This is a genomic window from Arthrobacter senegalensis (assembly GCF_059091765.1).
This window is the reverse complement of sequence record NZ_JBNHGZ010000002.1, coordinates 27,927-48,472: the sequence shown is the minus strand read 5'-3', so window position 1 is coordinate 48,472 and position 20,546 is coordinate 27,927. Positions and strand designations below refer to the sequence as shown.

Here is a 20,546-nt window from a genome sequence, read left to right as displayed (position 1 = left end):
AACTCCTTGAAATCACACGGGCACGGACACCCAGCCTCATTTCTATCAGCAAATGCTCGACACTCTGACACTCAGCATCGAGGGTCTCGGGTTGAGTGAATGCCATTTCAGGTGGCCTACACGCCGCGGCGATCGGCTTTGCCTGTCACTTTGCCTCGACAAGTAAATCGAGGGCTTTCCAATGGATCTCGAGTGGTACCACTCGTTATAGGTCTTGCGCCATCCTCGACGAGAAGCATCACCGGCTACCGCTATGATCAGTCGCGTACTGGTACCGCCTTGCAAAACTGCACGTGTCAGATAGGGGCCGAATGAAGATTCGCTCGCTCGAACTCGCCAATTTCAAGGCGGTCAAGCACACCACTCTGGAACTTCACCCAACCTTCAATGTGTTGGTCGGGTCCAACGGCTCGGGGAAGAGTAGCGTGTTGCAAGCGCTTCATTGGATGCTGCAATCAGGCAGAAATAAGGTGGTGAAGCCAGGGGCGGCGGGAAAAGCGTCTACTCTGTCCGAAAGAGACGCCATATTCATGCCATCGCCGGAATATCTAAGCGCCGGGCACGGCGCAGACTACGGCAATTTCAATAACAACCCTCAGCTCGACCTTCGAATCGTTGCGGTCGATGATAACGCCAATGAAGTTGAGGCTAAGATGTGGCTCAAGGCCGCCCGAAATGAAGGCATTTCCGTCCATGTGCCTGCAAATAATGAGTTCGTCACATTAGTGCGGGATCGCAGGCGCGAGATCAGCGCCTACATCCCAGGGCTGGCTGGAATTCCGCTCGTGGAAGAGAAGCGGTCGCGACTCATCGTTCATAGGTCGGCCGCAGCAGGTGATGCCAACATGGTGTTGCGCAACATGCTCGATCTTTTGCGTAGCCAGACGATCAACGGGAGGAACGGCCTCGATCTGGTTTCTGAACTCGTCGCCCGGGTGATGGGTGACTTTGCGTTGAAGGTTGAGTTTGATGACGCCAGCCATACCCGCGTGGTTGCGAACTTTCGCGTCGGTGAAATGGGATCTTCGGGGGATAAATCTTTCCGTCCCCTAGAACTCGCTGGAATTGGCTATTTACAGGTCCTGCAGATCTTCTGTTACTTGATCTACTTCAGACCTGTTCTGTTGCTCGTTGATGAACCGGACGCGCATCTGTATCCAATCGCGCAAGAACGACTCGTCGAGGTGTTGTACGAGGTCGCGGGGGAATTAGATTCTCAGGTCATCCTCACTACCCACAGCCCCTCGATTGTTCGTGCCTTACCGCAAGACTCTCGGGTGATCTGGATGAAGGATGGAAAGGTTGAACAGAGCGGCGACGCTACCGCTCGGCAGCTAATGGGCTGGGGCCTGCTTGATCGGAAGATCATCCTTCTAACGGAGGATACTCGGACGGAAATGCTGCGGTCATTGCTTGCTCAGTGGCCAGACCTGGAACGAGTGACTGCAGTCTGGCCCTTTCACGGCACGGGGAAATTGCCAGCGCCGGAGACGCTCGAAGGGTTCCAAGGTCTTGTTGGCTCGAATGTAAAGCTAGTTGTTCACCGCGATCGAGACTTCTTGATGCCGCAGGAGACTTCCTCGTTCGCGGAGCCATATCGGAATGGCGGCCATGAAGTTTGGTTCACGAAATACTCGGATGTTGAGTCGTATTGGGCGGCCCCCGGTGTCGTCGCTAATCATTTCGACTTGTCCGCGTATGATGCGGAGCAGTTGGTAGAGGAAGCGTACAAACGAGCAAGCGCTGGCGACGACGCTCTGCATAAGGTGCGCAAAAAGCGGAACGAAGCGCTGCAAAAGCTCAATAAGGATGGAGCTCTTCCGCACTTCGGCGACGACCAAGTACTGACAGAGGCTACCCGCGATGGCAAACAGTTTGCGGTGTTGGGGAAAAAGCTCGTTTCCGAGCTCCGCAACGTCGCCGCGGAGCAGAGGCTCGCCAACGCAAACACCTTCGGAAAATCGGTTCCGCTAAAGTCACAGCCGTACCTGGGTGACGACCTGAGAGCGATTCTTAACTCCTGCCTACAGTGAGCTGGCCGCCCACGGCATCAGCCACAAGTTCATCAAGCCGCACTGCCCGTGACAGAACGGCTAGGTGAAACGGTAAGACCGCACCCTGAACGGAGGGTGTGCCGTCCGCCAGATATTCGCGTCTAACACTGAGCACCAAACTGCCCTTGCCCAGGCCGTCTCATGAAAGGACCCTTTGATGGGGCATGGACGGACGGCCTATGTCCCGGCAGTCCGTGCCGAATTTCCAGGCGCCGGCTTGTCTCACCAACATGTCTCACTAGGAGCATTCTCAACAAGTAAGAAGAAGACCTTTGACGGGACCTGGGAGCGGGATGGCCGGCATCGGCTGTTAGTTCAGAACGGCGGTTCTTCACAGCCCAATTTAGCGGCTTCGCTGCCTTGCAAGATTGAGGATTTGGGATACGAAAGTTTGTGAGACACAGGAAGTTGAACTAAGAGAAGGATTCGGCTGTCCGTCGGGGATCCCTCAGTGGGACGGATTGCTCCCCGTAATGGTGCGGTGGTGCACGCTTCGGCATGGGGTTGAATGCTGCTTCTGAATTCCGAGACCCCCGTCGAGGCGGCGCAACCCGGGCACCCGCCGATTAGCTCATCGAAAGTTTCGTATCGTCGCCTTCGTAGGGTGAGCTTCTTCGAGACTTGGACCGGGATACCGTACGTCCAGCTTTCCTAGTCAACAGGAGATGACATGTCTAATAAGCTACTCAGATGAGATGCATGGGGGTGAGCGCGGCTGGCACAAAGTTGTGGCTTGCCGGCACTGTTGATGGGCAGCTGATTGATATCCAACCGTATGTATTGGAGATGCCGGCTGGCTTAGAGTCTGGCGACCAACTAGTGGCTTTTCTCGAGGACTGCAAACGGGTTGTCGCAAAGCTCCGCCCGGATCGTGTAGTGGTGCTTAACTCAGAATCGATGGCTCAGGCGTCGTTGCTTAAGGCACGTGACCGCGCAACTGGAGAGGCATTCATTTCCCTCGCGTCAGCGCAAGCTGGAATCCCATGTGACTACGTGTCGAGACAGAAGCTCCGCGCAACACTGGAGTTACCTAAAAGTGGAAAGTTGGCAGATGTGGCGAAGCAGGTGATTTCTGAACCTATGCGCCCACATTGGAAAAACGCGCGAGATTTGGCGTCATTGGCTGCATTGGCCGCTCACGAAGCGGCTAATTCCTGATGCCGCTCGTCGGAGAGTATCTGAAGCGGCCCACGTACAAGATCCTCGAGACAATTGGCGAGGGCAACCAAGGAATATGTGTCCTCGCGCAGCACGAGGTTTTTGGCCAGTTGGTCGTTCAAAAGACCGTGGGGACGCTCGGGCAACCTGACAGTCTGGTCCGGGTCAATTGCGAGCCAGCTATTCTCCACGAAATCCAGCACGATCGGATTGTCCGCGTCCATGAGGCGCAGTGGGAGCCTGCCCCTGAGTGGGCAGCGATGAACGCTGTCACTTTCGTAATGCCTTACTACGAGGAAGGCAGCGTCTTAGATGCTCTCTTAGCAGGCCACAGGTTTGGCGTGCGAGATACGGTTCGGATCGCTTGCGATATCCTCGCAGGCCTAGCCTTCATGCATGACGAACACAGCCTCATACACCGAGATGTGAAGCCTGCCAACGTCCTGCTAGAGGACAAGCGTTCTCGAGCAGTTCTATCGGACTTTGGATCGGCCGGCCATGCGGACCCCATCACCGATGGTGTATCCGCCGAACACGTGACACGACTCTACCTGTCACCAGAATCAGGGCGTACGAAACTTGTAACTCGGGCGAGCGATTTATACGCCGTGGGCATGCTTATGGTGGAGATGCTCAATGGGCACCTCCCTTATGCCGAAATTGATTTCAATGAAGTGGAAAATCGCTTGGAGCGCGGCAGGCGTTCTGTGAGTGATGCCCAGCTGGAACCCGCCATATGGGTTCCCAAACCACTCGCCTCGATCATCCGCTCGCTCTGTCACAATGATCCGGCCAAGCGACCGCTAAGTGCCGCTGATGCGATACGTCAGTTGCAGAAGCTACGAGTGGTCGACTGGCGTCACGCCGAGGGCGTTGGGCTTGAGGGCACGTGGTTGGGCTATTGGCCGCCTAATTCTCGTCGCGCAGATCAGCGAACCACCCGCGTGACGATAACTCGAAGCGGTCGAGACTCAAACGAAAGATTTCTGCGCGCCAAGGTCGACTGGAAGCACAAGAACGGAAAATGGCGTGCTTACCGTGACTTGAGTAGGGAGATCGCCGGCGAAGAGCGAGCAGTTCGGCGGTTCTTCCGCGACGTGGATGCCCGCGCCCAAGCTGCGCCCACCTCATAAAGCAGGCGCGACTGCCTGTGATCCATGCGGGCTACCTGTGCCCGTAGCATGCGGCGTTGCTCCTGCGGCATTGAGAACCAGGCCTCATGGTGATCCTCATACGGCTCAAGCACACCCTCACGGACCGCTTCGCTGACCGCCTGAGTCATGCCTTTAATACGAAGTCCAACCTCCGGATCCGGGCGCGCGCTTAAGAACACACCAAAATTCCGCAACAGTGCTTGTGCCGGGGCAGAGTCGTCTTGGACCAGGCGCGCCACCGAAGCATGTGCCAGTCGAAGCTCGCTTATCCAAAGCGCAGGCACGTCCGCAGCGGCCATTATGGCCACCAAAAGATGCGAAAGTCCCTGCGTTGGCATGTGCCCAACCTATCGGTAGAAGACAAACTTGCGGAAGAGCTACGCCGACAAGGTGGAAATTGCAGACTTGAGTCAATGTAAAGGGTGAACGAGGTGCACTGAATCCGTTCCGTCAGCAGTACCCAGGACGAGCAACCAATACCCACGAAGGTCCGCAAAAGGCCTCTTCAACGCGTACGCTGATCTGGCGCATGCATGCACCTTGAGGTCCTAACGTACGGCTGTCCAAATGCTTGTTTGTCCTCCGAGGCCCAGAAGAGGGGCCGATCCTTACCCCAGCAGACCGTCTCAGCTGGCGAGCAAACGAAGGAACCCTGCAGTCGTCACCGGTTGCCTTTGGAGCGGTTATGTGGGACGCAGAGCATCTCGCCGTTGGCGAGCTCCGAGGCACCACGCTTGCTCCACGCCGTGACATGGTCGGCGTCTATCTCGGCCGACTCGTAGATCCGAGCCGTGTTGCTGCTATTGCCATTGGCACCCATGGGACAGCTCGACATCCCGATATAGCATTCATGGCGCCCTCACCGGGCATTTTTGCGGGCCGGGTATACGCGAATCTGGCTTCCCAGTGTTTATATGAGGATTTTCCGGCGGGGGAGGGGCCGACGGGTGCCGCGGTGAAGGACCGGCTTGCGGGACGGCGGTGAGGTCTAGGGGGCGGGCTCCTGTTGAAGCAATGCTTTTGCCGTGCCGGATCCTAATCTCACAAGGGGACGAGGTCCGGATCCGACGCGGCCACCGGCAGGAGCCGGCGGAACGGACGCCGGGAGTGCTGGCAAGGGATCAGGCCGGTACTGCTGTGGCAGAGGCATCCGTCTGGCGGCGCTATTCCGGTCGCCGCCGGGTCTTGGTGTGCGGGAGGGCAGCATTAAGGGGTTCCAGGGCAGTCCCGTTCAAAGGTCATGCCGTAAGGAACTTGGGGACTCATGGCGACGGTATACGCACCGTGGCCATGCCGGGTGATCGGTACGTCGTGCCGGGTGATCGGTACGTCGTGCCGGCGATCGGATATGGCAAGGGATTTGACGCTTTCGTGTGCGGTGTCCAGTTGCTTCTGAAGAGCATTCCAGCCGGTGTCGGCAGCAGCTCTGGAGTGACGTAATAAATGGCCGCGGTGACGGGGCGGGCCTTCCTGAAACCGAGTGGTTAACGACCAAACAGTGTCGGAAGGCCAGCCCCCATCTACCTAGCGCGGCAGCGTCCTCGGGGCTGTCAGGCGACTTCCTGTTCCGGGCGGAGGTAGCGGTACTTCCCCTTGAAGTACAGGAGAGGCTCATGGACGTGCCAGTCTGACGGGCTCATCTCATTGACCTTGCCGAGCACGATGAGGTGGTCGCCGGCATCGTGTTCTGCCCAGATGTCGCAGTCGAGCCACATCAGGGTGTCCTCGATGACGGGGTTGCCTGCCCCGGTGGCAGTCCAGTGGATGCCTGCCCACTTGTCGGTACCTTTCTTGGCGAACTGGTTCGACACCGTGTCCTGGTGTTGGGAAAGGACATTGACGGCGAACTTCCCGGTCTGGCGTATCCGCGGGTACGTTGTGGAGGTCTTCATAACGCTGAAGGAGATCAACGGCGGCTCGGTGGAGACGCTGTAGAACGACTGGCAGGTGAACCCGATCGGGCCCGTCTCATCTATGCCGCTGATGATCGTGATTCCGGAGGCATAGTGCCCGAGGGCATCCCGGAATTCGCGCGGGTCGATGCGCTGCTGTAGCTGAGTGTTCATGACTGGCTCACCAGGCTTTCCGACTTATGGGCGAACTGGTTTTCGGGCCGGGCGAAGCCCAGCTGCTCGCGGAGGGTTCCCTGGCCGTAGGCGGTGCGGAAACGTCCACGCTTCTGCAGTTCGGGGACGACGAGGTTGACGAAGTCCTCCAGCTCCTCGGGCATGCCTTGTAGAAGTAGCGCGAATCCATCGCAGGCGCCGGACGCGATCTCGTTTTCCATGTAGTCGGCGATGGTTGAGGGACTTCCGACGACGGTGCCGGGACCTTTGTAGTTCTCGATCAGTTCACGGACCGTGGGCTTCCTGCCATCGGGCATCCGGAAGCTGAGTACCGCGTCGCGGTATCCCACGATTGCGTCCGACGAGCTTGTTTCCGGCAGGGGCTCATCGAGGGGATATCCGCTGATGTCTTCGCGCAGCATAGATTCGATGGCGCCGCGGGCGAGGTCGGGATGCAGCAGGCGTTGCAATTCAGCCCACTTTTCGTGAGCTTCTTCGTCCGTGGGGGCGACAACCGGCATCAGCTGCGAGAGGATCTTGATGGCGGACGGTTCACGGCCGGCCTGTGCCGCGATCTCCCGGACGTCCTTGGAATAGGCGACAGCGGCTGCACCGGTGAGCGGGGTGAAGATCAATTCGCCCACAGTGCCGGCCAGCACCTTGCCCGGTCCGGAGCCTCCTGCCTGCGCAAACACAGGGTAACCCTGGGGAGGCCGCATGACGTTCAGTGGCCCGCGGGCCGAATAGTACTCGCCCTGATGCTCCAGGATGTGAAGCTTCTCGGGGTCGAAGAAGGTCCCGGACTCCTGGTCGATTACGTAGGCGTCGTCTTCCCAGGAATCCCACAGGCCTTTGACTACCTCGACAAATTCAGTTGCCTTCGCGTACAGCTGCTCCTTGTCGAGGGTTGCCTCCTTGCCGAAGTTTGCGTACTCGGCGGGGATGCCGGAGGTGACGATGTTCCAGCCGATGCGTCCGCGGCTGAGGTGGTCGAGACAGGCCATCTGCCGCGCGAGGCCATACGGCTGCTGGAACTCGGTGTGCGCGGTGGCGATGACGCCGATCCGGTCTGTGACTGTGGCCACCAGCGAGGCGGCAATGATTGCATCCCATACCCCGACTTTGGCGGTGTGGTGCCTCAGGTGTTCCGGCACCGGCCAGAGGGCAGCGTTGTCGGCGAAGAAAACGGCGTCGAGCAGGCCGCGTTCGGCGGTGCGGGCGATGTCTCTCCACAGATCCGGATTCCAGATGTCGTTGCCTTTAGCTCCTTCACGCCGCCACGAGGCTTGGTGAAAGCCTCCCGCGTGTGGCATCGCGCATACCGTGATGTGTTCAGTTTCCATGAGGACTCCTTTGGCCTGAAAATTGCAGGTGCGGGGGCAGGTGCCGTGAAGCAGGATCCGCGCCGTCCTGAATGAGGGTGGAAAGGTTATTTGTTGAAGCCGATGGTGATGGCGATGTAGACGCAGTCTTCGTCGTAGTGGTTCTTCCAGGCGTGCGGGACGCCGGCCATGACGAGGAGATCGCCGGGCTGAAGGGTCCGTACTTTGCCTCCGGGGAGTTCAATGTCGACCTTGCCGGAGAGGACGATTTCGTAGTCGATGGAGTCGGTCGCGTGCATGGAGGGGTCGTCGTGGCCTGCGCCGCCGGACTCCTTGATGTTCTCGTTCGAGGCGGCGACGTCCAGTTTTCCGGCCGAGTTCGCGGGAAAACACATCACCCCGAAAGTTGATCCGTTGGGCCCGGCAATATCGACGCTGTCAGCAGCAGCACCGAAGTTGCTGATGCTGTGGCCCTCGGAGACCTTCCAGTACCAAGCTCCGTTCACGGCGCCGGGGATATCCATGGTGGCCGGGCCGGGCACGTCGAGGAAGTCAACATCTCCGTCGGCATTTGTCGCTGCTACTACGAGGTTGAATTTGTCGGGGGCTGGGAAACTCATCGGTTCTCCTGGATGTCGGCGTGTAGTCTGTGACTTTGCTTTCTTCCTCCGGTGAGATGCGTCACCGGAAGGAAGCCGTAACTCACGATAGGGAGATCCGCGCCGCACCCGAGAGGCCCGCCCACGCCAATCACTTGTTTATTCCCGCCAAGCCCTTACCTGTTTGGAAGCGGCGAAACGCGGTATTGGGAGGGGGAGCGGCCGGACCAGCGCTTGAAGGCCACGGTGAAGCTTGCCGGCTCCTCATAGCCGAGCCGGCGTGAGATTTCGGCTATGGGGATGTTTGTGTCTGTCAGTAGTTCGGTGGCGAGTTCAAAGCGGGCCAAGTCGCGCGCCTGCCGGAAGCTCATGCCGGCTCGCTCGAGCCGCCTCTGCAGGGTTCTCGCTGAAGTATTCAAGGTCGCAGCGACATCGGAGACCGCCGCGCCGGTGCCAACCGTTGACTTCATGGTGGAGACCACGGTTCGCGCCCAGTCCTGCTCCAGCTGGAATTGCCGCAGGTGTTCCTTGGCCTGGCGGACATAGGTTTCATGCTGAAACGCGTCTCCAAACGGCAGCGGCTGCGTGGAAAGCTCCTCGTCCCAAATGATTTGAAGCTCCGTGGCACCAAGGGTGATCGGGGCCGAAACCATCTTCGCCAGTTCCGGAGAGGCGTCTTTCAGCGGCAGGTGTACTGCGGTTAGAGGAAAGGGATTCATCGTTGTAACCATGGTCAGGAACCGGAGCGTGGCAGTGAGGTCCCGGTAGACGCTGAACGGGACGAGTTCGGGAGGGGCCTCCGGGTAGCTCAGGTGGTAACCGATCAACGTTCCGCGGCTATTAAGGAAGGCCGAAGCTTCGGCCATCGAGTAGGTGATATCCATTTCAGTGCTCACACGCACCCAGTGCGTTAGCGTCGGTGATGTTGACAAGGCTAGGCCGTGGATGCCAAAAGCGGCTGGGGAGTAACTCTGCCCGGCCTTGATCCAGAGATCAGTCCGACCCGTGGTCAGTTCAACGAACTTCAGCTGGAAGGCGAGCTCCTGCTCCCCTGTGACAACTGATCCGGGATGTTGCGCGATGGCCGGGTCAAGGCTGGCTGCCTCAAAGGCGGACAGTTGATCCAGCCCGGCTCCGGCCAGAACGTCCCGCATGATGCGGACACTCAGATTCGGCACACGGATATCGCGGTACGAGGCCTTACGCATGATGGTTCCCCTTAAAGTCATGGCGGGAAATCAAAAGTAGTTGGCGTCTGCCCGTCTGGCAAGCCCTGCCGCCCCGGCCGTAGCGTTGCCATAGTGGCACACGCCACAACAGTTCATCCGCTCCGACGCCATCGCCGGACCGGCCGTCAGTGAAGACAAAACGTCAATGCGGACCGGGGCGTGGCTTGGAAACAGCCCGGGCACCGGCCCGGTCTCGCTGAGGTGCCGAGGGGCGTCGCGTGGGTGCAGAACTGGAACTGCCGCGCGCCAATCCGCGCATCATTGAGAAGGACGGGAAGCATGGAAGAACTTATTGGAAAGTCCGCAGTGGTGACAGGTGCCGGCGGCGGGATAGGCCGCTCGATAGCGCTTGCGCTGGCCGACGCAGGGGTGAACGTCGGGGTCGCTGACATTGACGAAGATGCCGCCGCCAGTGTCTCCCGGGAAGTTGCGGAACGTGGGGTGAAGAGCTTCGGCATGCGCTCTGACGTTTCCGACCTCGACGCCGTTCAAAAGCTCGCCGATGCCGCTTACGACCAGTTCGGGTCGGTTGAGATTCTGGTTAACAATGCCGGTGTCACCTTGCGGCCCTTCCGTGCCTCCTGGGATACCAGCTACGAGGATTTCCGCTGGATGATGGACGTCAACTACTACGGCGTCCTGCACGGACATATGGCGTTCGTGCCGCGGATGCGCGAGACTCCGGGCGAGAAGCACATCGTGAACACCTCATCGATGGCCTCTGTGCTGTCCATCGCGGGGCACTCGGCATACTCCGCGTCAAAGGCTGCAGTGGACGGGCTCTCAAATGCGGCCCGCGAGGAGCTCAAGACCCAGAATATTGGGCTGAGCATCCTGCACCCGGGGGCGGTCCGGACCCGCATCGTCTCGAGCGAGCGGCTTCGTCCGGAGGAGCAAAAATCGGACAACCGTGGCGTTAAGCCGTGGGCCGATTACCTGGAGAACGTATCGAACCCGATTGTTGCCGGACAGGCCGGGGAACCGGCTCAGGACCCCGACGTCGCCACGTCGCCGATGGAATACATCACGCCCAATGATGTGGGACGGCTGGTGGTCGAGGGCATTCTCGGGAACAAGCCGCACATCATGACCCACCCCGCCCCCCTTGAGGCACTGCAAAACCGACTTGACGGTCTCCTCAACGGTCAGCCCCAGCCGGCCAAGTAAGGTCCCGGGGGCTCCGTCCCTCGTCAGCGGCACCGGTATTCCGGTCGGCTCTTCAGGTTGTTCGAGGGGCTGGGCTGTGCAACAGGGGTGCTGCGCGCAGGCTGCCCGAGACCTGCAGGCCGCGCTAGCCGTCGTACAGCTCAGGCACAAGACAGCCCGTCAGTGCGGATCCGGCACGGCCATCCTTAACTTCAAAAACGAAAGAATTCAGAATGAGTGATTCCAAGAAGACCACGCGGTTGCGCGAGTTCTTCTCCAGCCCCCGCACGGAGCTCATGCCGTTCGGCGTGCTGCCGATCCACGCACAAATGGCTGAGGCTGCCGGGTTCGGCGCCTTCCACATTTCCGGCGGAATGGCCTCGTGGTGGCTCAACGGCGTGCCCGATGTGGGTCTGATGACCAGGACCGAGATCATCGACAACGCCCGTCGCATCGTGCAGTCAGTGGATATCCCGGTTTACTGCGATGCCGACACCGGATACGGCGGCATCCAAAATGTCCGCAAGACGGTCCAGGAGTTCATTGACGCCGGCGTCGCCGGTATCCACATCGAGGACCAACTCGACCCGAAAAAGGCAGGCGGTCAGGCCGGCATCGCCCTGGTCTCCGACGAGGAAGCGGTCGGGCGGCTGAATGCCGCCGTCGAAGCCCGCGACGAAATGGATCGGGACTTCGTCATCACGGCCCGAACGGACGGGTACGCGGTGGCCGGCGGAGGAGTCGAAGAGGCATTGCGCCGAGGCCGTCTGTACCGCGAGAGCACCGGTGTTGACGTGATCTTCTACGAAGGGATCCGGACTTGGGAGGAATCACGATACCTGCTCGCCGAGACCCCAGGGCCCGCGTACGTGATCGCCAGCCGGCATGCCGGACCCACCCCGCCCGTGGCGCAGCTGTCGGAATGGGGCCAGGCCATCAACATCGTCCCGTTCCTGCTGCCCGGAGTTCAGGACGCCTGGAAGCTGCTGCTGAAAGTGAAGAACACCGGCGAAATGGCTGCCTTCGACCAATACGTCGAGGATTCGTATGCCCTGGAGGGAACTGAGGAGTTCGTTGGCTTCGGCGACCGCTTCGTCAAACCCAGCTACCGGCAGGTCCGCGAGCTGGAGGAACGGCACTTGCCCGCGTCCCAGCAGCGGGACTACGAAAACTCCGTGCACGACTGAACCCACCCCCTCACCAAACTAGAAGCCTGCTGTCATCGGGGAGGCTGTTCCCCCGAATCCACCTGGCAGCGAAGCGAAGCGGCGACGACGATCTTGTAGTCATCGCCGCTTCGCGCTGCATCGGATCCCGTCCCTTGCTCTTCCTACTTCTCTCAGGTTCTCTCCAGCCCAGAGGAGCCCTCCGCCTGGTACGCGCCCTCGAAATACCGCCCGGAAACAGTGTTTTCGCTTTCCCAGCGCAAAGGCGCCCAGGTTTGCGCCGCGTTGCATAGGGCCCCTGGAGAAGTCCGGGAGGTAGCTCAACCCTGCCGCCGCCAAACGGGTCTGGCCTCGGTATCCGAGCGCATGAAGGGTCGTCGGCGAGTCCGGGACAGTCGGTCTTGGCGTCAGCCCAAATGCCGCTCCCTTCGTCGATTCCTGCAGCTTTACGTTGTGGCGGAAAAAACCAAGTGATTGGCGCGGGAAGGGCTCTCGGGTGCGGTGCAGATCTCCATATTGTGAGCTATGGCCACCCCTCAGGGTGATGTACGTCACCTTGAAATGACAGCAGCTTCACTTACTTGACCCTGAATAGCCGATGGATATTGCACTTCCTACCATCCGGGCAGTTCCAAATCATCGCCAGGGGCGGCGTGCTCCTGCCCTACGAACCAGCCCGGATGAACCCCAGTAGGTTCCGTTTCCCACAGGCATGTTGACGCTTGAATGCCCCTTTAGGGCATGAATTCTTCTGCCTGACCGATCAGATAGGTAAACACATGGCGACAACAACATCAATTCCCAACAAGAGTTCCGTTTTCAACAGAGGAGGTCCTTGGGCAGGCGTGGGGGCACTCCTCACCGCCGGGTTGATCTCCGATATTGTCGGCGGCGTAATGTACGGGCCGCTGGTCACGACGATCATGCGTGATACAGGTTTCTCGGCCGCCGAGGTCGGATGGTTCTTCAACGCGACAGTCCTTGGCGGGGCTGTATCGGTCGCACTTACGTCGCGGATGGGGGACATCTACGGCTCGCGAAAGGTCCTGATTGTCGTATCAATTTTGGCGTTGCTCGGGTCGACGGTAGCGGCCCTGATGTCCGACTTTTTGCCTCTGGTAATCGCGCGTTTTCTCATTGGCTTCTCAGCCGGTATCCCGCTGGGGTGGGGACTTGTACGCCCTGGGGCTGATGCATCCCTTACGCAGCGCGTTTCCGTTTGGCTCTCAACCGTAATGGCAATTTTCTCTCCCGTAGCGGCTGTTCTCGCGGGCCTGTTCGGGCTAGCAGGCCTATCGTGGCGCTATGTCACCTGGTTCATTTTCGGACTATTCGCCATTCAACTGCTCTTCGCCCTGGCGTCCCGCAACGCCCCGATCCAACCTCGCGCCACCACTGTGGCCACCAACAAGCTGGACTGGGCGGGCGCCATCGGGCTCGGCCTCTGGGTCACCGCGATATTGCTCGCTATTAGTGCAGGGCCCACAAGCGGTTGGACTTCAGCGACTGTTATTTTCTTCTTCGCCGCCGCTGCGGTCTTATTTGTCGCATGGGTCTTCCAACAGCGGCGAGCCTCGTCACCTGTGATGTCATTCGAAAACATGGATCTGCGCCAGACTGTATCGGGCTATCTGACGATAGTGCTCATCTGCTTCGCTGGGATACCGCTCTATGTCGGCCTTCCGAACATGATGCAGAACCCCAGCTGGGGACTAGGGCTTGATCCTCTTGCCTCCACATTGCCTCTCCTGATGGTTTTCCCCGGGACATTGGTCGCAGGGCAGCTGGTAAAGCGTATCCTGCCGCGCATGGGGCCGAAGACCTTTCTGCCTTTGGCTGCAATATCAACGCTGTCGGTATTCCTTGGCCTGGCTTTCGCGCACGACACCTACTGGTCGTTTTTCCTCTGGGCATTCCTGTACGGCGTAACCGTCATGAGCGTATTCGCAGCGGGCTACGTTCTGGTTGCGTCATCAACCCGCCAAGACAATCCGTCAACGGTGTTTGGAGTCCACGGCGTCATCCAGTTCCTCTCTGCCGCGGTCTCGACTGCGATCATCTTCAACGTGATTGCACCCGGACCGGACGGCTTCACTCCAGAGTCTTCCTGGATCGGGCTCTTTGTCGGACTATCTATCCTGGTTGTGGTCATCGCAGGCGTGTGGTGGCTCCTTGCTCCGCGTGAACTGACGGATCGTCACGCCATCGGCACAACTGACGAGGTGCCAAGCGTTCTGCCGGTTCCGCCGGTTAGCGCCACATAGCTCCGGACATACGTCCCCCGAAACGTGCGGACGACGCGACGTCGTAAGTAAAAACAGATGGGGATGCGGCCACTGGGCCGGTTCCGTGAGCGATCGAAGCGACGGCATCAGAGTCTTCGGCGCTGCGACGATGATCAGCCGTTCCTCGACGGGGCCCCGGCGAGGAACGGCCGATCATCCCTACTCGACGGTTAGGGGTTATTGGGACAGCTCTAGCGACTGAACATCCGGCTGCCGCATGTGACTTCACAGCAGTTCAGCGCGTACCAAGTCACGGCTCCGTCCTTCGTAAGTGATGAAGGGGAGTGTAATTGATGTTGAAGGCGACAATCGTCGCCGGAACCCCGAAGCCCGCATCCGGGATGTGGATGGTCGCGGAGGCTTGCGTCCGGAAGCTCTGAATCCGCTGCTGTAACTCCCGTGAACGCTGTTCATCTGTGTCAGCTTCGAGCGGCATCATTGGTACTTATCCGCATGCAAGCGTGCGAATAAGTTCTCGCTCATTCTTGTCGCGGTGGAGGACCGGCTTGCGCGACGAAGGGAGGTCTGCGGGGAGCCGAGCGGTTTTGTCGAAGCAGGGCTTCGGCCGTTGCCGGATCCGGACCTTGTAGGGGGGCGGATCCGGCACGGTTGCCGGCAGTAGCCGGCGGAACGGAGCCTCAGGGAGCACCGGCAGCCGGCAGGGCGGTGCTGTCCTCGGCGGAGGCGTCCGTCTCCAGCGGCGCCGGTTTAGGGGCCGCCAGGTCTCAGGGAGGCATGGGTGTGGCAGGTTGGCCGGAATCTCTGATTTATAGGACGTCCCATTTTTCAGAGACCCCGTCCCTGCCTTCTGCTTCTGTCTGGTGGCGGTGCCGGTGCTCTGGTGAGAAGCCCAGTGATGACGGGGCCTCTCACCGTCGACCCCACGTCTGCAAGCACAGCGCAGCTTCTGGAATTAGCGTCCTGGAGTCAGGCCTCCATCGACAGGGATGATCTGCGCCGTGATGAAGCGGGCTCCGTCCCCGACAAGGAAGACCAGGACGGGCGCGAGGTCCGTGTCCGGGTTACCGAACCCCACCTGCAGTTCCTCGTCGGTGGGCGGGAATCGCCGGGTACCGAGCGGGGACATGCTCTCCAGTTTACTCGCCACATGCTCTTGACCGGCTTTTGCCTGCGTCTCGGACGATTCGCGGAACATGAGTGTTCCTGCGATTGCAGGGTTGACCACGTTCGCCGTGATGTTGTGCTTGCCCCACGCAAATGCGAGCGAACGGGTCCAGGAGATGACAGCTCCTTTCGACGCCGAGTAGTGCGCCGCGGCCGGGTATTCGCGAAGGCCAGCACCGGAACCGAAATTGATGATGCGGCCGCCCCCGTTCTCGACGAGATACGGGAAGATCTCCTGATTCGTCAGGAATATCGACCGCATGTTGATGGTCATGAGCCGGTCGAACTCATTGTCATCGATTGACTCCGGGGCAATCTGCTTACCCATCACACCAGCGGTGACTACTAGTGCGTCGACTCCGCCGAGCGCACTCGCTGCCGATGCGAAGGCTTCCTTCACCTCGGTGCGCACCGACGCGTCACAGTGAAAGTAAAAGGCCTTCCCAGGGCCACTCTGATTGGCCTTGCTGACAACCGCCTCGCCGTCTGAATCGCGGATATCCAAGGCGGCTACGTGGGCCCCTTCCGCGACATAAGCACGGACAATGGCCGCACCGGTCCCATTGGCGCCGCCGACGACGACGATCCGCTTATCCTGTAGTTGCATTTTTCTCATTTCATATATGTGTGGCGCTAGGTCCACTATTAATCGGGTCTGTAGGTTAGCGGGTCAGCGGTGGAACGTTGACTCAGCAGCAAAGCCGGTCTCTGGATGTACACTCGGCTCCACGAACCCTGGCTTCTCAGTGGACAATGGCAGGCCGTAGGCACGGCGGGCGGTCCCCGAGAACATCGCTGCCTTCTCCTCGTTCGAGAAGTCGCGCACCATCTTCTTGAAAGCATTCCAGAGCACGACGTACGAGACACTGTGCATGTCAAGCGGGAAATTGCTCTCGAACATGCATCGCTCTGGGCCGAACAAATCTACCGTGGCCAGGATGTACTCACGTTGTATCGCTGCGACCGCGTCTGAGTCTGGCGGAAGAGGACTGTCGCGGGTGTCGAGGCCCGTGAGGTCCATGAAGAGGCCGCCCAGCTTGACGTGGACGTTCTCGTGCACGGAGAGAGCTTGCATTTCGCGCAACCACTGCTGGAACATTTCGTCCCTGCGGCCCGCGTATGGGCCGGCGCCGAGCGGTGCCCCGACATGATTGAGGACGATCGTCGTGTCTTCAAACTCCTTAGCCAGGTCGGTCACGTCCTGGAGTTGAGTCTGGAAGACCATGGCGTCGAAGGTCAGCCCGGCCGGTGCGAGCTGGGCAAATCCTTCGCGGAAGTCCGCCTCCTTGAGGATCCCCTCCCGTGGCCCGCTGTGCAACGGTATATGGCGGTCGAAGGGCACCCGGTGCCGCACTCCTACGAATCGATCCGGGGATGCCGCGCGGTGCGCCGACAGCACCTCCTCGACGCGCCGACCGAAGAGGAGGTTGGCGTGGGCAACGATGCCCGCACAGGGGTGGGCGCTTGAAGTCCCAGAATGTAGGGCGCGAGCCGCCACGGCATCGATGTACTCGGTTTCGCCGACGGGGCGGAGGTGTTCGGGCCCGGACTGCCGGTAGAAGGACTGGGCTTCGACGTAGACGCTCGCGACTACGTTGTGACCGGCCGTCTGGTCGGCCAGCACCGCGTCCTCGCCGTAGGTCTCGAACACCGGAACAGGCGGCTTTTCCCACAAGTGGTGGTGCGCGTCGATGATCTCAAGATCGGCTTCGATCGGGTCCTCCTCAACGAGGCCCCTCCAAGCTGCGGCATCCATTTCGTATTGTCTCCTTGGTTATTGAGGGGACTAAACCATCCTCGCAACGTTCCACTTGCACTTACTCGCGGGGACGCTCTCGTAGGGCCCCCAGGCGACTGGTTGCGTTGCTCCGCTCCGTCAACCCCCCCCGCTTCACCTGCCGTCTGAGGCGAAGCGGGGGGGGGTGCCATGCGGCGGCACTACCTTCGCGTTTCAATCCCTTCCCTGCACCAAACGGACCCGCTTGAATCATCTTTGCCTGATCCGTTCACTGTTGGCTGTGGTCCGGGCCACATCAAATATTTGACCAGCCCCGAGACGAGATGTCTAATGCATAGTTCGAAGCGATCCATGCATCCAATGCAATCATTTCTCTTGAGGTGTTGGAATCCGAGCGGCAGGCCTTCCCGTCTTGGTCGACAGGGCCTCATCAGAAGGAAACGCCACTCGGGAGGTGTATTCCGGAAAATCTGTTTCGCGGCTCGATTTTGAAAGTTCGTCGGCGTACCTTCGACAAGACATCGAATCGCTGACAACATCGCGTCAACCCGGCTCACCTCGCCGGCCTGCCGCCCGAAGTGCTGAGCCTTCTGGCAAGGGCGGATGGCCGGCGAAACAGCCACGTGACGCTATATGCCCCGTGAGGCAATATGCCCGGATTTGCGTGTGGACGCCTTTCATAGGTCGCCACGAAGCAGCATTGGACAGTTATGAGTCGAGCGGCGGGTTGCTACTCGCCTGCCGCTTCATCCTGTAGCGTCGGCGACGCTGTGCCGCTAGCCATTCCACATCAAGGACTGAAAGGGTGGCCTTGCCAGCCCGAATGGGCGTTTGGAAATACATACCTGCCGGGCACCGGTGGAAGGATCATGCCGTGTCTATCGGCGTACGGAACTCCGGTTATTAGTGTCGGCCCTGGGGCTGACTTAGCCAGGGGAAGTAATGGCTAGACCTGTCTCGGTTGCGCCTCGCATCGCATCGAGTATCTCCGTGCGTGCGTGCGTGCGTGTGTCGTCGAGGGAAGGGGCGTGGCGTGTGCTGATCCGAAAGATCGTGCTCAACGAGCAGCAGTGCGGGAGGGCTCGCGAGGGTCAGTTGCAGCGGGATCGAGTTACTGGGCAGCGGCAGGCGCTGCCATGCTCCCTCCCTGATGTCATTTCACGCATAGCTGGCGGTGCATTGTCAGCGGCGGACCGAAGCAGTCCGAGATCACCCTCGACGATATCGAATGCGCCGTTCTCGAAGCCGTAGCTCAACGGTGCCACGTGGTGAATACCTGCCGCCTGGGCCGTGCCAATCGTCTCATTCCAGATGGGCTCTAACTGGTCGGCATCCTGATGGGAGCGTGCCGCCTTGGCAGCCCAGCCACCGTCCGCAGGCAGGCCGGTGATCTAGGCATCGGCCGGGCGGTCAGAGGGAGGCCGGGGCCGAGGGCCAACCGGGAGGCAGTCATTGGGCGGCTGAGGCGATGGACCGCATCTCGCTGATCTCCCCGCGCAGGGCGCTCTGCATCCCCTGGCGTTCACCGATACCCAGCATCATCATGCGCGATCCGTTCTTATAGAGCTTCTCGACATTGGACGCCAGCCCAATTGGACAGCTGATCTTCCCTGCCGCCTGGATCGCCTCGATAGCGCCGGCGACGATCTCTGCGACCTCCGGGTCCCACAGGCTCCGTCCCATGCGAATGGACAGGTCTCCCGAGCCAAGCAGGAAGGCGTCGATGCCGTCCACGTTGAGCATCTCGGGCAGGTTTTTTATGCCGAGCGGGGTCTCGACGAGAGCGGCGACGAACACCTGGTCGTTCGCCTGCCGGCAGTACGTCTCCGGGGCGAAGTCGTCTCCGAAATCGTCCCCCTCCCACTCATTCATCCAGCGTTTCACCGGCGGGACGTTGCACCAACCGCGTTCCCCTTGGGGGGCGAACCGGGCTGCCCGGACCATCATTTCGCAATCTTCGACGGTCTCCACGGTCGGGACGACAACTCCCTGTGCACCGGCGTCCAGGGCCTGCTCGATGAGGCTCTGCTCCTTCTCGCGGACGCGCACCAGCATCGGCACATTCATCGCCGCGCCGGTCATGATGCAGGCCGCTGCGGACTCGATTGACTTGCCTGTGTGCTCCAGATCGATTATCAAGTAGTCGACACCGCACCGTGCGAGGTACTCGGTGATCTCCGGATAAACGATCTGCTGGAACATGCCGATCACCAGATCCTGCTCGGTGACCATTTCTTTGAGGATTCTTTTTCGGGTCATGCTGCCCGGGCCTACCTTTCGGTGTGGGTGGGGTTTGGTTCGCGGGGATCACGCAGAGCTTTTACGGAGTCAGTTGTGCTCGCAGTTGGTGCTGCATCCAGCCCTCCTAGCCGGTGTCAGACCTGGTGGCCGACCTCAACGACTGCGATCTTCACGTCCTGATCCGGATGCGGGGCCCAGGCATGTTCTCCACCTCGCTGAACGAAGGTGTCCCCGGCGTGGAGCGTTACCGTATCTCCGTTGCGCATTTTCACGTCTACCGCTCCCTCAAGTACGACTCCGAAGTCGATCGTGGCAGTGGAATGCCAGCCGCCGTCCTCGGTGAGGCTGTTCATCACCACCCCCGCACGGTCGAGTGCCTCTGCATACGTTTCCGGTCCCAAGTGGTCGCCTGCGTGCTTGGGAAAACGGAGCAGTTGGAAGTTCACCGCACCAAAGGGCGGGAACAGGTTCTTGAAGTCGAGCGTGGGGTCGTCCCCGGGGAAGTTTAGCGGCGACGAGAGGTCCTCCTCCCACAGGACCGCGATGTTGTCCACGCCGGCCTGCCACTGAACCACACGAGGCGCTTCGTCATGGAAGAGAACGCGGCTGACGCCTTCGGCGTCCTTGCCCATGATCAGACGTTTAGTAGGCACATTTTTCCTAACTGAAGGGTTTTGGGGCACGGATTTGGATTCGCCATAAGCGACGACGAGCACATGCCCAGACACGTGATGCTCGATACTCAACCAGAAGCAGCAATTGGATGTCTATTGCATCGTTTACTTCTATCCATGCGCTTCATGCATGAATGACCTGTTGGGGGACCACCCGGCTGAAGGTGCGGACATACCAGCCGTCCGATCCGGCGACGAACGCCACACACCCTGTCGCGTTCCGGCTCGGGTCCGGCCGAGGTCGCATGCCACCACGAGCTGGCCCGCCCGGGCAGCCCCGCCATCCGCGACGAGCATTTATCCCCGACAGCCGCGCGAAAACCCTCGGTGACCGCCTCGGGAAGGCCCGCACAGTAGACATAGCCATAACCTGGCCAAAATCGCGGGTACAGCTGCAGTCGCCGTGCCCTGGGCAACGCCGCCGCTGCCGGCCGAGCTCGAGGAGTTGATGCAGCAGCTGAAAATGCCGCACCCGCAGCCTAATTCGCCACCAGAGGGCAGGACTTGCCGGTGCTTGACAGGCCTTAGATCGCCAGCCACCGCACGGCACGACCGGTGGTGAAAATGGCTCTTCTGTGGGTCGACTGTT

General features: G+C 60.1%; 14 protein-coding genes. 5 read left to right on the top strand and 9 right to left on the bottom strand.

Features of this window, described 5'->3' with window-relative positions; translation table 11 throughout:
* The first annotated feature begins 311 nt into the window (after positions 1-311).
* Together AC5RVG_RS05650 and AC5RVG_RS05645 are read left to right on the top strand one after the other, a co-directional pair.
* Positions 312-2,033, top strand: a complete 1,722-nt coding sequence (locus AC5RVG_RS05650) for an ATP-dependent nuclease (RefSeq protein ID WP_494013052.1) — start codon at positions 312-314, stop codon at positions 2,031-2,033.
* 1,178 nt (positions 2,034-3,211) lie between these two features.
* Entirely contained in the window at positions 3,212-4,345 is a 1,134-nt protein-coding gene (locus AC5RVG_RS05645; RefSeq protein WP_494013051.1) for a protein kinase domain-containing protein, read from the top strand.
* Positions 4,346-5,027: 682 nt separating this feature from the next.
* On the opposite strand, the gene AC5RVG_RS05640 is transcribed toward AC5RVG_RS05645, so the two are convergent.
* The 5 genes from AC5RVG_RS05640 to AC5RVG_RS05620 form a co-directional block, all read right to left on the bottom strand.
* On the bottom strand, positions 5,028-5,186 hold the full coding sequence (locus AC5RVG_RS05640; protein WP_494013050.1) for an HNH endonuclease: 159 nt from the start codon (positions 5,184-5,186) through the stop codon (positions 5,028-5,030).
* A gap of 730 nt (positions 5,187-5,916) precedes the next feature.
* Positions 5,917-6,432 (bottom strand): flavin reductase family protein, encoded by a 516-nt coding sequence (locus AC5RVG_RS05635; protein WP_494013049.1) that lies wholly within the window; start codon positions 6,430-6,432, stop codon positions 5,917-5,919.
* Positions 6,429-7,775, bottom strand: coding sequence for an NtaA/DmoA family FMN-dependent monooxygenase (locus AC5RVG_RS05630; protein WP_494013048.1), 1,347 nt, complete (start codon positions 7,773-7,775; stop codon positions 6,429-6,431). Before AC5RVG_RS05630 ends, AC5RVG_RS05635 begins: the two co-directional genes overlap by 4 nt.
* An 86-nt stretch (positions 7,776-7,861) precedes the next feature.
* Complete coding sequence (locus tag AC5RVG_RS05625) at positions 7,862-8,374, bottom strand: cupin domain-containing protein (RefSeq protein ID WP_494013047.1); 513 nt, start codon at positions 8,372-8,374, stop codon at positions 7,862-7,864.
* Between the two features lie 155 nt (positions 8,375-8,529).
* Positions 8,530-9,561: a helix-turn-helix domain-containing protein gene (locus tag AC5RVG_RS05620; protein WP_494013046.1), complete on the bottom strand. Its 1,032-nt coding sequence runs from the start codon at positions 9,559-9,561 to the stop codon at positions 8,530-8,532.
* Positions 9,562-9,861: 300 nt separating this feature from the next.
* Here AC5RVG_RS05620 and AC5RVG_RS05615 point away from each other — a divergent pair, with 300 nt between their 5' ends.
* The 3 genes from AC5RVG_RS05615 (at position 9,862) to AC5RVG_RS05605 (ending at position 14,158) form a co-directional block, all read left to right on the top strand.
* Complete coding sequence (locus AC5RVG_RS05615; RefSeq protein ID WP_494013045.1) at positions 9,862-10,749, top strand: SDR family NAD(P)-dependent oxidoreductase; 888 nt, start codon at positions 9,862-9,864, stop codon at positions 10,747-10,749.
* Positions 10,750-10,961: 212 nt separating this feature from the next.
* Positions 10,962-11,915: an isocitrate lyase/PEP mutase family protein gene (locus tag AC5RVG_RS05610; RefSeq protein ID WP_494013044.1), complete on the top strand. Its 954-nt coding sequence runs from the start codon at positions 10,962-10,964 to the stop codon at positions 11,913-11,915.
* 758 nt (positions 11,916-12,673) lie between these two features.
* Complete coding sequence (locus tag AC5RVG_RS05605; protein ID WP_494013043.1) at positions 12,674-14,158, top strand: MFS transporter; 1,485 nt, start codon at positions 12,674-12,676, stop codon at positions 14,156-14,158.
* Between the two features lie 934 nt (positions 14,159-15,092).
* Here AC5RVG_RS05605 and AC5RVG_RS05600 read toward each other — a convergent pair.
* The 4 genes from AC5RVG_RS05600 to AC5RVG_RS05585 all read right to left on the bottom strand — a co-directional run bounded on the left by AC5RVG_RS05600 (position 15,093) and on the right by AC5RVG_RS05585 (position 19,936).
* Positions 15,093-15,920, bottom strand: a complete 828-nt coding sequence (locus AC5RVG_RS05600) for an SDR family NAD(P)-dependent oxidoreductase (protein WP_494013042.1) — start codon at positions 15,918-15,920, stop codon at positions 15,093-15,095.
* A gap of 54 nt (positions 15,921-15,974) precedes the next feature.
* Positions 15,975-17,060: an amidohydrolase family protein gene (locus AC5RVG_RS05595; protein WP_494013041.1), complete on the bottom strand. Its 1,086-nt coding sequence runs from the start codon at positions 17,058-17,060 to the stop codon at positions 15,975-15,977.
* Between the two features lie 1,431 nt (positions 17,061-18,491).
* Positions 18,492-19,274 (bottom strand): HpcH/HpaI aldolase family protein, encoded by a 783-nt coding sequence (locus AC5RVG_RS05590; protein ID WP_494013040.1) that lies wholly within the window; start codon positions 19,272-19,274, stop codon positions 18,492-18,494.
* 143 nt (positions 19,275-19,417) lie between these two features.
* Positions 19,418-19,936, bottom strand: coding sequence for a cupin domain-containing protein (locus AC5RVG_RS05585; protein ID WP_494013039.1), 519 nt, complete (start codon positions 19,934-19,936; stop codon positions 19,418-19,420).
* Between the last annotated feature and the right edge of the window lie 610 nt (positions 19,937-20,546).